We start from the raw sequence: 14147 nt of genomic DNA, 5'->3' as shown, positions 1-14147 counted from the left end.
TTGCTGTTTCTGGGAAGGATTGGGTCAGAATGTCGGAATGGACGACACCTCCACCACCATCGCGAAGGCTCTCGACCAGGTGGGACCCCGGCTCAAGCAGCTGCGCGCCCATCGGGGAGTGACCCTCACCGCGCTCGCCGAGACCACCGGCATCTCCAAGAGCACGCTGTCGCGGCTGGAGACGGGACAGCGCCGCGCCAGTCTGGAGCTGTTGTTGCCGCTGGCCCAGGCCTACCGGGTGCCGTTGGACGACCTCGTGGGCGCCCCGGAGGTGGGCGACCCTCGGGTGCGCCTGAAGGCGAGCAAGCGCAACGGGCGGACCGTGCTGCCGTTGACCCGTCAGCCTGGCGGGGTGCAGGCGTGGAAGATCATCGTGCCGGTCAGCAACAGCACACCCCAGCCCAAGGCCCATGACGGGTACGAGTGGCTCTTCGTGCTCTCCGGCCGCATGCGGCTCGTCCTGGGCGACCACGACCTCGTCCTGGGCCCGGGTGAGGTGGCCGAGTTCGACACCCGGGTGCCGCACTGGTTCGGCAGTGACGGCAGTGGCACGGCCGAGGTGCTCAGCCTGTTCGGGCCCCAAGGCGAACGGGTCCACGCCAAGGCGCGCTCCGCCAAGGAGTGAGCCGCTCTGCCTACCGCCCCTGCTGAGGTCCGGCCACCGCCGACCTGGTCTGCTCGCGGGCGCCCTCTCATGCGTTTGCGGGAGTTTGCGCCCGCCAAGGGCGCGTAGCGTGAATGCGCCATGAAGGGCCGTGCAGGGAGACCCTCCTACCCAGGGAGGATGCAGTGACACAGCTCGAGAAGTTCACGGTGGGCCCACCGGACCCCGTCACCGACTCGCGGCAGCTGCCGGTGATCACCACTGACGACGAGGACGGTTTCGTCACCGGCGCCGACTTGCAGGACGTCCACCCGGACAACGACGGGGTCGCTCCGGACGACGTGCTCGACCAGGTCCTGGTTGCGGCCACGCCCGACGAGCAGGCGGCGGCCGAAGCTGCCGCGGGGCCGGGCGATGTGCCCGACGCCCCCGACGCCGAGCTCGACGGGCTCACGTCCGGTGTCGACACCGATGACGTCGACCAGACCGGGTTCGGGGTGGAGGAGCTCGGTTTCGAGGGCTTCGACTCCCTCGACGACCCGAAGCCGGGACAGGACGGAGACTAGCCATGGCTGCCGTCCTGACCAGGGCCCAGGCGACACCGATGCTGCTCGCCATCGGGTTCGACAACGCCAAGCGCGACTTCGTGACCGCCGCGCGCGGTTTCCAGACCGGGTGGAACCTCGGCAACGCACTCAAGATCGACGGGGTGGTCGGGCCGAACACCTCTGCCGCCCTGACTCTCTCGTTCGCCAGGCAGCGCAAGGGGCAGCCGACCATGAGCCCGAACTTCTCCTTCGTCGAGTTCCGCTGCAACGACGGAGGCAAGTTCCCGGAGTGCAAACGGATCTGGGTGCTGCGCGACCACGTGCGCCGCCTCGAGGCCTACCGCACCAAGATCAACGCGCCGGTGCGGATCGTCTCCGGGTGCCGCTGCAAGCGCCACAACGCCGCAGTCGGCGGAGCGACATCGAGCCAGCACATGTTCGGCACCGCGTCGGACATCCAGGGCCTCGCCTCGCTGAGCCAGAAGAAGCAGTTCGCGTTGTTCGCCGGACTCGGCTTCCAGCAGAGCACCGGCCGCGTCGTCCACGTGGACTCGCGTGACAAGGGCGGCCACAACCTCACCGGGGGCAAGCCGACCGCACCCACGACCTGGAAGTACGCCACCTGACCGAGCTCGCCGGCGGGGGCAGGGAGTCACCGGGACGACGGTGGCTCCCACTCCGCGCGGCGGAGCCGGTACAGCCGGTGCCGCCTGACCGGACTCCCCTCGGGGACGAGGGGGTGGTCGAAGTCCGCGTCCTCGTCTCGGGTCATCCCCAGCTTGCGCATGACCCCCTGTGACCGGTGGTTGGCGGGCACCACCATGGCGACGATCTCGTCCATGCCGAGCGGTCCGAAGCCGTGCGCCACCGACGCTCGAGCGGCCTCCGTCGCGTAGCCGTGCCCCCAGGCCGAGCGCGCCAGTCGCCAGCCCACCTCGACGCACGGCGTGAAGGGCGCTTGGAACCGGGGCACCGACAACCCCGTGAAGCCGACGAACTCGCCGGTGTCGGCCACCTCGACCGCCCAGAGCCCCCACCCGTGGTCGGCGAGGAACATCGTGATGCGGTCGACCATCGCGTCGCTCGCCTCGCGGGTCAGGTGCGAGGGGAAGTGCTCCATCACGGCCGGGTCGTCGTTGAGCGCCGCGAAGGGTCCGCGGTCCGCGTCCCGCCACTCACGCAGCACCAACCGCTCGGTATGCAGCCGGGTCACCTCGGTCACCTGTGTCCCACCTTCCCGTCGTGCACCGTCGTGCACCGTCGGGGCCCGGTCTTGTCCGGGTTCCGTGCGCGTCCTACTGTCGGCCGTGGACACCTTGCCGTGTTTCCCCGTCTCCGGGAAGGGCGAGAGACGGACCTCGACGACCCGGAAGATGGGTGGACAGTGACTACAGCGCACGGCGCGCGACCCGCACCACTCCAGCTGGCCGGGCCCTGGGGCGGCACGGGGTGGGTCAGTGACCTGGGCGGCCCGGTGCACTGGGTGGACTACGGCGGACCGGACCCTGCCGACCAGGCGCAGGGGCTGCCCGTCGTGATGGTGCACGGGCTGGGCGGGTCGCACCTCAACTGGGTCGGGCTCGCGCCCGAGCTCTCGAAGCGCCACCACGTGTATGCCGTCGACCAGGCCGGCTTCGGGCTCACGCCGGGCACCGCCCGGACGGCGTCGGTGCAGGCCAACGCAGACCTCGTCGCGCGATTCATCAGGGAGGTCGTGGGGGCGCCGGTGGTGCTCGTCGGCAACTCGATGGGCGGCATGGTCTCGATCCTGCTCGCGGCAGCCCACCCGGAGCTGGTCGCCGGCCTCGTCCTCATCGACCCGTCGATCCCGGTGCCACGGCAGCGACCCGACCTGGCGGTGAGCGCAACCTTCCTCGTCTACGCGACGCCGTTCGTGGGGGAGCGCTACCTGGCCCTGATGACCAAGCGGACCACCGACCGCCAACGGGTCCAGGGCGTCGTCAACCTCTGCTTCGCCGACCCGCGGCGCGCGGACCCCGACGTCGTCGACGCCGGCGTGGTGCTGGCTGCCCACCGTCGTGGCATCCCGGGGCAGGAGGCGGCGTTCCTCGGTGCCGCCCGGTCCCTGATGCGGTTGCTGGCCAACCCCCGTCGCTACCAGTCGCTGATGCGCAGCATCGACAGTCCGGTGCTCCTCGTGCACGGCGAACGCGACAGGCTGGTGTCGGTCGCTGCCGCTCGCGCGGTCGCGGGGCAGAACCCGGGTTGGGAGACGCACGTGCTGCCCGGCGTCGGCCACACCCCCCAGCTCGAGGTGCCCGACCAGGTGCTGGCCACGGTCAGCCCGTGGCTCGAGGCGCACCAGCTCGCCCCCACGGCGACGTCGACGCACTCACCATGAGCACGGCATACCTGACCTGTCCGCTGTGCGAGGCCACCTGCGGCCTCGCGGTGACGTTCGACGGTGACACGGTGACGTCCGTGCGCTGCGACGACGACGACGCGTTCTCCCACGGGTTCATCTGTCCGAAGGGCGCCTCCCTCAAGGCCTTGCACGACGACCCCGACCGCCTGCGCCAGCCGATGGTGAAGCGCGACGGTCGGTGGCACGAGGCCACCTGGGACGAGGCCTTCGCGGAGATCGACCGTCGACTCGTGCCGCTGCTCGCCGAGCACGGCCGCGAGTCCGTCGCGTTCTACCTGGGCAACCCGTCGTCCCACAACCTCGGCGTCACGCTCTACGGTCGGGCGTTCTACAAGGCCGTGGGCACGCCCAACATCTACACGGCCGGGAGCGTCGACCAGCTGCCCAAGCACTACTCGTCGGGCTACCTCTTCGGCGACCCGTTGAGCATCCCGGTGCCCGACCTCGACCGCACCCAGCACTTGCTGCTGCTCGGCGCAAACCCGTTGGTGTCCAACGGATCCCTGATGACCGTTCCCGATGCCCGCGGCCGGCTGAAGGCGATCCGCGAGCGCGGGGCAAGGTCGTCGTGGTCGACCCACGCCGCACCCGCACCGCAGAGGTGGCCGACGAGCACCACGCCATCAGGCCGGGGACCGACGCCCTGCTCCTCTTCGCGCTCGTCGAGGTGATCCTGCGCGAGGGCCTGGCCGATCTCGGCCACCTCGCCGACCACGTCAGCGGGTTCGACGCCCTGGCCGCGTTGGCGTCGCCCTTCGGCCCCGAAGCGGTGTCGCCGCACACAGGGATCGCCGCGACCGAGATCGAGCGGATGGCGCGGGAGCTGGCCGGTGCCGACCGTGCGGCCGTCTATGGACGGATCGGCACGACGACCCAGGAGTTCGGCACCCTCTCCAGCTGGCTGGTCGACGTCCTCAACGTCATCACCGGCAACCTCGACCGTGCGGGCGGGGCGATGTTCCCCTTCGCTGCTGCGGGTCAGGCGAACAGCGTTGCGCGTCAAGGCAGCTCGCCGAGCAAGGGGTGGCGGCACGGCAGGTGGCACAGCCGGGTGCGTGGGCTGCCCGAGGTCATGGGGGAGCTCCCGGTGGCCACCCTCGCCGACGAGATCCTCACCCCCGGTCCGGGCCAGGTGCGTGCGCTGGTGGTGGTGGGTGGCAACCCCTGCCTGAGCACGCCCAACGCCGACCGGCTCCGCGAGGCGGTCCAGACCCTCGACCTCATGGTGTCGCTCGACGTCTACCTCAACGAGACCAGCGAGCACGCCGACGTCATCCTCCCGGGACCGACCCCGTTGGAACGTGACCACTACGACGTCACCTTCACCCAGCTGTCCGTGCGCAACATGGCCAACTGGAGCCCGGCTGCGCTGCCGACCGGTGCGCCGCAGGAGTGGCAGACGATGCTCCGGCTGGCCGGCATCGCGGCCGGGCAGGGGCCGCAGGCTGATCTCGAGGCGCTCGACGACCTGATGGCGACCCAGACCGCCACGAGGTACGGCCTGGACGTGGCGGTGGCCGGGGACCGGCGTGGACCGGCGCGACTGCTCGACCTCATGCTCCGGGCCGGGCCCCACGACCTCACCCTGGCCGACCTCGAAGCCGCCCCCCACGGTGTTGACCTCGGACCGCTGACCCCCCGAGTCCCCGCGCTGCTGCGGACCGCGAGCGGGCGCATCGAGCTCACCCCCGAACCGCTCACGCGGGACGTGCCACGACTGGTGGCTGCCCTCGAGCGCCCCCTGGCCGCGCCCGATGAGCTGGTGCTCATCGGCCGGCGTCAGCTGAGCTCCAACAACTCGTGGATGCACAACCTCGCTCCACTGGTGCGCGGCTCCAACACGTGCACCGCCCAGGTGCACCCCGACGACGCTGCCCGGCTCGGCCTGCGCGACGGGGGAGAGGCCGTGGTGCGGTCGCGGGTGGGCGCCGTGACGGTCCCCGTCGAGGTGACCGAGGCGGTCCGCCCCGGGGTCGTGAGCATCCCGCACGGGTGGGGGCACTCCAGCCCCGGCGCCCGCACCGAGGTCGCGTCGGCCCACGCGGGCGTCAACAGCAACGTCCTCGCCGACGACCTGCTCGTCGACGCCCTGACGGGGACCGCGGTCCTCAACGGCATCCCCGTCAGGGTCACCCCTGCCTGAGCCGGTGCGCGGGGCCGCTGCGCACAGCCGGGCAGCGGCGGAGCCCGGCTCCACCACGAGGGTGGGGCCGGGCTCCGCCGGTGAGCGGGCGGTCGATCAGCGGCTGGCCCTCACCTGCTCGCCGTCCGCGACGAGCTCGGGGTCCCGCACGCGGTCGAGCTGGTGGTCGTCGTCGACCATGCTCGCCTCGTCGAACGGCAGGTCACCGGCCAGCACCGCGTCGAGCCGTGGCCGGTCGAGCTCACCCACCCAGTGACCGATCAGGACGGTCGCGATCGAGTTGCCGGCGAAGTTGGTCAGCGCGCGGGCCTCGCTCATCATCCGGTCGATGCCGACGATGAACCCGACGCCGTCGACCAGGTCGGGACGGTGTGACTGGAGCCCACCGGCCAGCGTCGCGAGCCCGGCGCCGGTCACGCCCGCCGCACCCTTCGAGGCGATGATCATGAACACCAGCAACGAGATCTGCTGTCCGATCGAGAACGGCTTGTCCATGGCGTCGGCGATGAACAGCGACGCCATCGTCAGGTAGATCGCCGTGCCGTCGAGGTTGAAGGAGTAGCCCGTCGGGACGGTGATGCCGACCACCGGCCGCGAGACCCCGGCGTGCTCCATCTTGGCGATGAGGCGCGGCAGAGCGGACTCCGACGAGGAGGTCGAGAGGATCAGGAGGAACTCGCGGCCGAGGTACCTCAGCAGCGAGAAGACGTTGATCCCGGTGAAGAGCTTGAGGATCGTGCCGAGGACGACGAAGACGAAGAGCGCGCAGGTGATGTAGAACGCGATCATCACCTGGGCCAGGCTCTTCAGGGCGTCGAGCCCGGTGGCGCCCACGACGGCGGCCATCGCTCCGAACGCACCGATCGGCGCGACATACATGATCATCGCCATCAGCCGGAAGACGAGCCGCTCGAAGTGCTTGATCCCCACCAGGATCGGCTCACCCGCACGACCCATCTTCTGGAGCGCGAAGCCCACGAGCAGGGCCACCAGCAGGGCCTGCAGCACCGAGCCCGACGTCAGCGACGAGACGAGGGTGTCGGGAATGAGCCCCAGGATGAAGTCCACGGTGGTCGTGTGTGCCTCGCCGACCTGCTTCTGGCCGGTGGCTGCGAGCTCCTTGGTGAGGTGCAGCCCCGCACCGGGCTTGACGAGGTTGCCGACGACCAGCCCGATCGCGAGGGCGAAGGTCGACATGGTGAGGAAGTAGCCGAGCGCGAGGCCGCCGACCTTGCCGACCTGGGTGGCCTTCCGGACCGAACCGATGCCGAGCACGATGGTGCAGAAGATGATCGGCGTGATCATCATCTTGATGAGGTTGACGAAGCCGGTGCCCAGCCACTTGAGCTTGACCCCGAACTCGGGGAAGGCGAACCCGACGATGATGCCGAGGACCATCGCCACGATGACGGCGATGTAGAGGTAGTGCGTGCGGTCCCGCTTCGGTGCGGGGCGGTCGACGACGGTGTCGGCGCTGCTGCTCACGGTGCTCTCCAAGGGGATCGGGTCCGGGGCGCAGGCCCGGGACAGGTGAACAAGGACGAGGGTGGGCCCCGGAGTGACTAGGGTCACGATTGTGTTCATTGAGTTCTGCGCGCGACCTGACCTCGTGCGAGGGGCCGGCGTGCAGTTTGCCCCGGTATGCCGGTGAGCGCACCTCGGTGGCTCACCGCACCGGGGCGGTGGAGCGTGGCAGCGCAGACCTTCGCGCTGCAGGTCCTGGTCGCCCTCCTGGTGGTCGGGGTGGGCACTGCCGCTGCGTACGCCCAGGCCCAGCGGGCCGGCACCCAGGAGGCGACGGCGCGGGCCACCGCGGTCGCCGAAACCGTCGCGAGCACCCCCTCGGTGGTCGCAGGCGTGCGGGCTGGAGGCTCCCAGCCGGCACTGCAGGAGTTCGCGGAGGACGTCCGGAAGGAGACGCGCACCGACTTCGTCGTCATCATGAGCCCGACGGGGGTCCGCTACACCCACCCAGACCGCAGGCAGATCGGTGGCCAGTTCCTCGGGCACATCGCCGCCGCCCAGGCGGGTGGCACGGTGGTCGAGGACTACACCGGCACCCTGGGCGCATCGCGCCGGGTCGTCGTGCCGGTCACGGACGACGCGCACTCGGTCGTCGGCCTCGTCGCCGTCGGGATCCGGAAGTCCGCGGTGAGCGAGCGGCTCCGGAGCCAGCTCCCGGCACTCCTGCTCGCCGGTCTCGCCGCTGCGCTGCTGTCCGGCGCCGGCACGGCTCTGGTCAGCCGCCGCATCCGCCGCCAGACGCACGGCCTCGGGGAGCGCCAGCTGCGCGAGATGGTCGAGTACTACGACGCGGTGCTGCACGCCGTGACCGAGGGCCTGCTCCTCACCGACCTCGACGGCCGGCTGCGGCTCGCGAACGACGAGGCGGTGCGGCTGCTGGGGCTGCCCGCCGACGCGCGGGGTCGGCTCGTGGCCGAGCTCGGGCTCTCCGCACCGCTCGTGGCAGCCCTCACCGACGGGGCGCCCCGCGAGGACGAGCTGCACGTCACCGCGGCGCGGGTGCTCGTGCTGAACAAGGCGCGCGCGCAGTGGAACGGGCGGGCCCTCGGGTTCGTGGCGACGGTCCGCGACCGCACCGACCTCGAGCACCTCACGGGTGAGCTCGACTCCGCGCGCGGGCTCGCCGAGGCGCTGCGGTCGCAGGCCCACGAGTCGTCGAACCGCCTGCACGCCATCGTGTCGCTCATCGAGCTGGGCCACCCCGAGCGCGCGCTGGCCTTCGCCACCGACGAGCTGCAGGTCTCCCAGCGGCTGACCGACAGCGTGGTGGGCTCGGTCGGCGAACCGGCCCTGACCGCCCTGCTGCTCGGCAAGGCGGCCCAGGCAGCCGAGCGCGGCATCGACTTCCGGATCGCTGACGATGCCGCGTGGCCCCCGGACACCACGCCGGTGCGCGACGTCGTGACGATCGTCGGCAACCTCATCGACAACGCCTTCGACGCGGTGACCCCGCAGTCGGGTGAGCGTCGCGTGGAGGTCTCGTCGCACGTCGACGGCGACCACGTCGTGCTCAGCGTCGCCGACTCCGGGCCGGGGCTGCCGCCCGACGCCGTCGACCAGGCGTTCCGTCGGGGGTTCTCGACCAAGGAGCAGGGGAGCGCGGGCCGGCGGGGCATCGGGCTGGCGCTGGTGGCGCAGTCGGTGGCCCGTCTCGGGGGAGACCTCGAGGTGTCCGGTCCGCCGGGTGCCCGGTTCACCGTCCGGCTCCCGGTGAAGGCGAGGACGCATGCCTGACACCGCGCCCGGGGCCAATGACGGCTCCTCGAAGACGACCTTCCGGGTCCTCGTGGTCGAGGACGAGCCGGTGGCGCTCGAGGCCCACGCGGCATACGTGGGGCGGGTGCCGGGGTTCGCCGTCGCGGCGACGGCCGCGACCAGCCAGCAGGCGCTGCGCGCCCTCCAGTCCACCGAGGTCGACGTCGTGCTCCTCGACATGAACCTGCCCGACCGGCACGGGCTCGACGTCATCCGCGCCATGCGGGCCGGTGGGCACCGAGCCGACGTCATCGCCGTCACGTCGGCCCGTGACCTCGAGGTGGTGCGCGCCGCGGTGTCGCTGGGGGTCGTGCAGTACCTCCTGAAGCCGTTCGTCTTCGCCACCCTGCGCGACCGGCTGGAGGCCTACCGCGCCTATCGCGCCCAGCTCGGCGCCACCTTGGAGCTGTCCACCCAGGCCGAGGTCGACCAGGTCGTGGCCGGGGTGCGCAGCCGCACCCCCACCGTCCTGCCCAAGGGGATGGGCGAGGAGCTGCTCGCGAAGGTCACCCGCGCGCTGCGCGACTGCGACGGCGGGCTGTCCGCGAGTGAGCTCGGCGAGGCGCTCGGGGTGAGCCGGGTGACCGCGCGCCGCTATGCCGAGTACCTCTCGGACAGCCGTCTCGCGGTGCGTTCGCAGCGGTATGCCGGCGCCGGCCGGCCCGAGGTCGAGTACCGCTGGGCGGAGTGACCGCACTTCTGGCCACCGATGCGGCAGTGAAGGCGGTTGCGGCCGGGATGGTGCGGTACTTCTGGCCAGGAGTGGCAGTGACGCGGGGCGTCAGCCGTCGAGCGCCTTGAGCAGGGCGATGTTGAACGACACCGCGTCGCGGTCGCCGTCTCCGGCTGCCCACCCGGCCTCCATCGCCGTGTGGACGTAGGTCCACGCGAGGGCCTCGTCCTCGTCGATGCCGGCTGCCTCGCAACAGACCTCGAGCCGCCGGCGCACCAGGTAGCGGAACGCCGAGCCGGTGCCGAGCTCGTCGGTGCGGTTGCGCAGCAGCGGCTGGATCTCGAAGCCCGGGTGCCCGGCCATGGCGTGCGGGTCGATGGCCAGCCACTCCGGCCGGCCCGAGCCGGGGAGGCTGGCGAGCACGTTCTGGAAGTGGAGGTCGGTGTGCACGAGGGTGGCGTCGCACCGGTCGTCCGCGGTGAGGTCGCGCACGAGTGAGACGGTGCGTTCCAGCATCCGTCGCGGCAGGGCGCCATCCGCCTCCAGGCGCGCGAGCTGCTCTCGGGCGAAGGTCGACAGGCGTCGCAGGCCCGGCGGCGCCGGGACGTGCAGCTGGCGCAGCAGCTCCCCGGTGAGGGTGCAGGCGGTGTCGACGTCGACCGAGCGCAGGTCGCGACCAGGGTCGAGCGCCTCGAGCAGCAACGCGCTCCGACGCGGGTCGGCGGCCACGAGGCGCACCGCGCCCCGGCCGTCCCAGTGCCGCAGCACCAGTGCCTCGTCCCGCGCTTCCACGTGCGGCCAGACCAGCTTGAGGGCCAGCTGCTCGCCCTCCCTGCGCACCGGCACGACCACAGCCGTCCAGCCGGTGCGGCCGACGCCGAGCGGCTCCAGGCCCCAGTCGTCGAGCACGTCGGCCAGGAGCCGGGGCAGCCGTGCCGACCAGTCGGACCCCGACGGCCCCCCGACGGCGCCATCCTTGGCCGAGAAGCGGTGGACGAAGGTCCGGAACTCCTCGGGGACGAGCTCGACCACGTCCTCCGGTCGGGTCACGAGAGCCCGGGGAACGGTGCGAGCTGCACACCCCAGCGCGCCCCCAGCACCTCGGTGTCGGCGAGCCACTGCACGAGGGCCCCGAGCGGTCCGAGGTCGCCGTTCGTCGAGCCGAGGTCGCGAGCGACGGACGCGCGCAGGTCGGTCAGCACCTGGGCGCCGAGCTGGCGCGCCGCGGCCGGGGTGGTGACGGGGAACGGCAACGGGTAGCCGAGGGCTGCCGGACCCGCAGAGGTTCCGGCGAGCGACTCCTGCTCGCTGGCCCGTGCCTGGAGGGTGGCCAGGGTGGCGAGGGCCAGGGTGCGCTGGGCGCCGGTGGGGGACTGCGCGGCCACCACCTCGAACGCGTAGACGGCCGCGCGCGTGCTCTCGAGGTACGACGCCGCGAGCGACGGCGCCGACCAGGGCGGCTCGGGCCAGGTGGCGGGGGCGCCGAGCAGGATCGCCGCAGCGGCGCGCTGGGCCAGGACGCTGCCGACCAGCGGGACCGCCGTGTCGGGCACCTTCGCGAGCGAGGCGATCGCGGTCGGCCCCAGGTCGCTGGCCTCCTCGGCGGCAAGCTGCTTCGGGCCGGCGACAGCGGAGGTGGGTGTGCCGGAGGCGGCCGAGGGTGGGGTCGCGGTCGGCGGCGCAGCGGTGGTGGTGGTCTGAGAGGTGGTGGATGAGCCGGTCGTGGAGGTGGCGGATGAGGCCGTGGCGTCGAGCACCTTCTGCGGGACCCCGAGCCGGAGCAGCTCGGCCTGCAGGACGCTCACCTGGCTCCGGTGCAGCGTTGCCAGCCGCGCGGGCAGCCCGGTGGCCGCGCCCCGGAGGGCGGCGGCCTGGTCGGCCAACGTGGCGGAGTGCCGCCACAGCGCGATGAGGAAGGCCTCACCGGGGATGGGCGCCCGGGTCGGGATCAGGGGCACTCTCGGGGCGTCGTCCTCGAGCCGGATCCCGCACGCAGCCAACGACATCGAGGCCACCGACCCCAGCGTGAGGCCGAGTCCCACGGAGAGGACGCCACGCCGGGTGGGGCGCGGCGGCACGCCGTGGTCGACCGGTGGCATGCGCCGATCATGGCATGCCCAACGGTGCGGGCATGCGGCCCACTCTGGCCGCCGATAGAGTGGCGGGTCAGCACCACGAGAACTTCAGAGAGGACGAGTCAGTGAGCGTCAAGGAACAGATTCGTCCCGCCGTGGAGGCGCCGCTGCGTGACCTCGGGCTGCTGGTCGAGGACGTCGCCGTGACCCCCGCCGGCAAGCGCCGCCTCGTCCGCATCTGGATCGACCGGGTCCTCGAGGACACCGGTGACACGACCTCCGTGACACCGCCGCTCACGCTCGACGAGGTGGCCGACGCCACCCGCGCAGTGAGCGACGCCCTCGACGAGACGGGGGCGATGGGGGAGCAGCCCTACACGCTCGAGGTCGGGTCACCCGGCATCGACCGCCCACTCACCGAGCCCCGCCACTTCCGCCGCAACGTCTCGCGCCTGGTCACGCTCACCCCGGTGGAAGGGGATGCGGTCACGGCCCGCATCACCGCCGCGGGGGACGACGGGGTCACCCTCGAGGTGCCGGCCACCAAGAAGGAGCCGGCCCGGTCCGTCCACGTCGCGTATGCCGACGTGTCGCGGGCCGTGGTGCAGGTCGAGTTCTCGCGGCCGTCCGACCACGGCGAGGGCCACGCCGACGAGCCCGCCGACGATGACCACGAGCACGACGACCACGAGCACGACGACCACGAGCACGACGACCACGAGCACGACGACCACCACGAGCACGAGCACGAGCACGACGACCACGACGACGACGCCGCCGAGGGTGGCGTCGACCCCGCTGAGGAGCACTGACATGGACATCGACCTGGCCGCACTGAGGRCCCTCGAGAGGGAACGCGACATCTCCCTCGACATCCTCATCCCCGCCATCGAGCAGGCCCTCCTCGTCGCCTACCACCGCACCGACGGCGCCTACCGCAACGCGCGCGTCGAGCTCGACCGCAAGTCCGGTCACGTCGTGGTCTGGGCCAAGGAGGAGCTCAAACAGCCCGAGCCGCCGGCGGCGGTGCCGTCCGAGGGCTCCGACGAGGACGCCGACACGCCTCCCGCGCCGACAGAGCGTGCGCCGCGCGAGTACGGCCCCGAGTTCGACGACACCCCGACCGGATTCGGTCGGATCGCCGCTGCCACCGCACGGCAGGTCATCGTGCAGCGGCTGCGCGACCTCGAGGACGACGCCATCATGGGTGACTTCAAGGGTCGCGAGGGCGACGTCGTCGCCGGGGTGATCCAGCAGAGCCCGGACCCCCGCGTCGTCACCGTCGACTTCGGCACCGTCGAGGGCATCCTGCCGCTGGCCGAGCAGGTGCCCGGCGAGCGCTACGTCCACGGCGAGCGGCTCCGCTGCTTCGTCGTCTCGGTGCGTCGCGGTCCCAAGGGCCCCCAGATCGGGCTCTCCCGCACCCACCCCAACCTGGTGCGCAAGCTCTTCGCCCTGGAGGTGCCCGAGATCGCCGACGGCTCGGTCGAGATCGCGGCGCTGGCGCGCGAGGCCGGGCACCGCACCAAGATCGCGGTCCACTCCAAGGTGGCCGGGCTCAACGCCAAGGGCGCCTGCATCGGCCCGATGGGTGCTCGGGTGCGGGCCGTCATGACCGAGCTGCACGGCGAGAAGATCGACATCGTCGACTACTCCGACGACCCCCGCACCTTCGTGGCTGCCGCGTTGTCGCCCTCGCGGGTGCAGTCGGTGACGATCGTCGACCCGACGCTGCGGTCGGCCCGGGTCGTCGTGCCCGACTACCAGCTCTCGCTGGCCATCGGCAAGGAGGGCCAGAACGCCCGTCTGGCCGCCAAGTTGACCGGGTGGCGGATCGACATCCGACCGGACACCGCCCCCGTCGACAGCCCGCGCGACACGCCTGCCGAGGCCCCGGCCGCCAGTGCTGGTGACGCCGCCGAGCGGCAGTAGGGGCTAGACTGGTGGCGACCGACCGGACTGGACTCCGGCCAGCGGCATCGAGCACGACCATCCACACACCGCACGGGCAACCGACCCGGACGTGTGTGGGGTGCCGCAGGACGGATAGCCGGTCGGCACTCCTGCGAGTGGTCGCGGAGACGGATGAGGCCGGAGTGATCCGGCTGAGCCCCGACCCGCGGCGTCGCCTGCCGGGGCGCGGCGCTTGGCTGCACCCCACGGGCGACTGTCTCGAGCAGGCCCTGCGCCGTCGGGCGTTCGGTCGCGCGCTGCGTGTCAGCGCCGGCCCGGATCCGGTAGCGCTCGCGGCATACGTCGAGGGCCTGGACCAGACCACGAGCTGACCCGCCCCTCACCCAGAGGGGACCGTCCGGTTCCACAGGCGCCGCCCGTGGAACCTGCTATGTCCATCGAACCGAGATTGGGTTTGACGCTGATGAGCATCCGATGAGAACTCAGCAATGAGCTCCAACCAGCTTTAACGACGGTCCGCGCCTG

The 14147-nt window shown here is 71.9% G+C and carries 15 protein-coding genes; 11 read left to right on the top strand and 4 right to left on the bottom strand.

The window, feature by feature from the left end:
• The first annotated feature begins 37 nt into the window (after positions 1 to 37).
• The 3 genes from AC1DX8_RS15290 (at position 38) to AC1DX8_RS15280 (ending at position 1778) form a co-directional block, all read left to right on the top strand.
• On the top strand, positions 38 to 625 hold the full coding sequence (locus tag AC1DX8_RS15290) for a helix-turn-helix domain-containing protein (protein WP_477630792.1): 588 nt from the start codon (positions 38 to 40) through the stop codon (positions 623 to 625).
• A 164-nt stretch (positions 626 to 789) separates the two neighbouring features.
• Positions 790 to 1170, top strand: a complete 381-nt coding sequence (locus AC1DX8_RS15285) for a hypothetical protein (RefSeq protein WP_477630791.1) — start codon at positions 790 to 792, stop codon at positions 1168 to 1170.
• Between the two features lie 2 nt (positions 1171 to 1172).
• Entirely contained in the window at positions 1173 to 1778 is a 606-nt protein-coding gene (locus AC1DX8_RS15280; protein ID WP_477630790.1) for a D-Ala-D-Ala carboxypeptidase family metallohydrolase, read from the top strand.
• 26 nt (positions 1779 to 1804) lie between these two features.
• On the opposite strand, the gene AC1DX8_RS15275 is transcribed toward AC1DX8_RS15280, so the two are convergent.
• On the bottom strand, positions 1805 to 2374 hold the full coding sequence (locus AC1DX8_RS15275; protein WP_477630789.1) for a GNAT family N-acetyltransferase: 570 nt from the start codon (positions 2372 to 2374) through the stop codon (positions 1805 to 1807).
• 162 nt (positions 2375 to 2536) lie between these two features.
• Between AC1DX8_RS15275 and AC1DX8_RS15270 the strand changes: the two genes are divergently transcribed.
• From AC1DX8_RS15270 to AC1DX8_RS15260, 3 genes are read left to right on the top strand one after another with little or no spacing between them, the layout of a single operon-like run.
• The gene (locus tag AC1DX8_RS15270; protein ID WP_477630788.1) at positions 2537 to 3514 is read left to right on the top strand and encodes an alpha/beta fold hydrolase; all 978 of its coding nucleotides are present in this window, start codon (positions 2537 to 2539) and stop codon (positions 3512 to 3514) included.
• Complete coding sequence (locus tag AC1DX8_RS15265; protein WP_477630787.1) at positions 3511 to 4209, top strand: molybdopterin-dependent oxidoreductase; 699 nt, start codon at positions 3511 to 3513, stop codon at positions 4207 to 4209. The genes AC1DX8_RS15270 and AC1DX8_RS15265 overlap by 4 nt, the downstream gene beginning before the upstream one ends.
• Entirely contained in the window at positions 4107 to 5681 is a 1575-nt protein-coding gene (locus AC1DX8_RS15260) for a molybdopterin dinucleotide binding domain-containing protein (RefSeq protein WP_477630786.1), read from the top strand. The genes AC1DX8_RS15265 and AC1DX8_RS15260 overlap by 103 nt, the downstream gene beginning before the upstream one ends.
• Positions 5682 to 5777: 96 nt before the next feature.
• Here the strand turns inward: AC1DX8_RS15260 and AC1DX8_RS15255 are convergent, their stop codons facing one another.
• On the bottom strand, positions 5778 to 7166 hold the full coding sequence (locus AC1DX8_RS15255) for a cation:dicarboxylate symporter family transporter (protein ID WP_477630785.1): 1389 nt from the start codon (positions 7164 to 7166) through the stop codon (positions 5778 to 5780).
• A gap of 204 nt (positions 7167 to 7370) precedes the next feature.
• Here AC1DX8_RS15255 and AC1DX8_RS15250 point away from each other — a divergent pair, with 204 nt between their 5' ends.
• Complete coding sequence (locus AC1DX8_RS15250; RefSeq protein ID WP_477630784.1) at positions 7371 to 8939, top strand: sensor histidine kinase; 1569 nt, start codon at positions 7371 to 7373, stop codon at positions 8937 to 8939.
• Positions 8932 to 9651 carry a response regulator gene (locus AC1DX8_RS15245; protein WP_477630783.1) on the top strand — a complete coding sequence of 240 codons (720 nt, stop codon included), beginning with the start codon at positions 8932 to 8934 and terminating at the stop codon, positions 9649 to 9651. The genes AC1DX8_RS15250 and AC1DX8_RS15245 overlap by 8 nt, the downstream gene beginning before the upstream one ends.
• Before the next feature lie 90 nt (positions 9652 to 9741).
• Here AC1DX8_RS15245 and AC1DX8_RS15240 read toward each other — a convergent pair whose 3' ends face one another.
• Both AC1DX8_RS15240 and AC1DX8_RS15235 read right to left on the bottom strand, forming a co-directional pair.
• The gene (locus AC1DX8_RS15240) at positions 9742 to 10683 is read right to left on the bottom strand and encodes an aminoglycoside phosphotransferase family protein (protein ID WP_477630782.1); all 942 of its coding nucleotides are present in this window, start codon (positions 10681 to 10683) and stop codon (positions 9742 to 9744) included.
• Entirely contained in the window at positions 10680 to 11732 is a 1053-nt protein-coding gene (locus tag AC1DX8_RS15235) for a DUF4439 domain-containing protein (RefSeq protein ID WP_477630781.1), read from the bottom strand. Before AC1DX8_RS15235 ends, AC1DX8_RS15240 begins: the two co-directional genes overlap by 4 nt.
• A 101-nt stretch (positions 11733 to 11833) precedes the next feature.
• Between AC1DX8_RS15235 and rimP the strand changes: the two genes are divergently transcribed.
• Genes rimP through AC1DX8_RS15220 form a run of 3 tightly spaced genes read left to right on the top strand, consistent with a single transcriptional unit; the run spans position 11834 to position 13993 of the window.
• On the top strand, positions 11834 to 12520 hold the full coding sequence (rimP, locus tag AC1DX8_RS15230) for a ribosome maturation factor RimP (protein WP_477630780.1): 687 nt from the start codon (positions 11834 to 11836) through the stop codon (positions 12518 to 12520).
• Position 12521: 1 nt separating this feature from the next.
• A complete protein-coding gene (gene nusA / locus AC1DX8_RS15225; RefSeq protein WP_477630779.1) occupies positions 12522 to 13640 on the top strand; it encodes a transcription termination factor NusA in 1119 nt (372 codons plus the stop codon).
• A gap of 11 nt (positions 13641 to 13651) precedes the next feature.
• The gene (locus tag AC1DX8_RS15220) at positions 13652 to 13993 is read left to right on the top strand and encodes a YlxR family protein (RefSeq protein WP_477630778.1); all 342 of its coding nucleotides are present in this window, start codon (positions 13652 to 13654) and stop codon (positions 13991 to 13993) included.
• Positions 13994 to 14147: the final 154 nt, after the last annotated feature.

Source organism: Pedococcus sp. P2_A3 (genome assembly GCF_056405035.1).
This window is presented reverse-complemented; position numbering and strand designations above follow the sequence as displayed.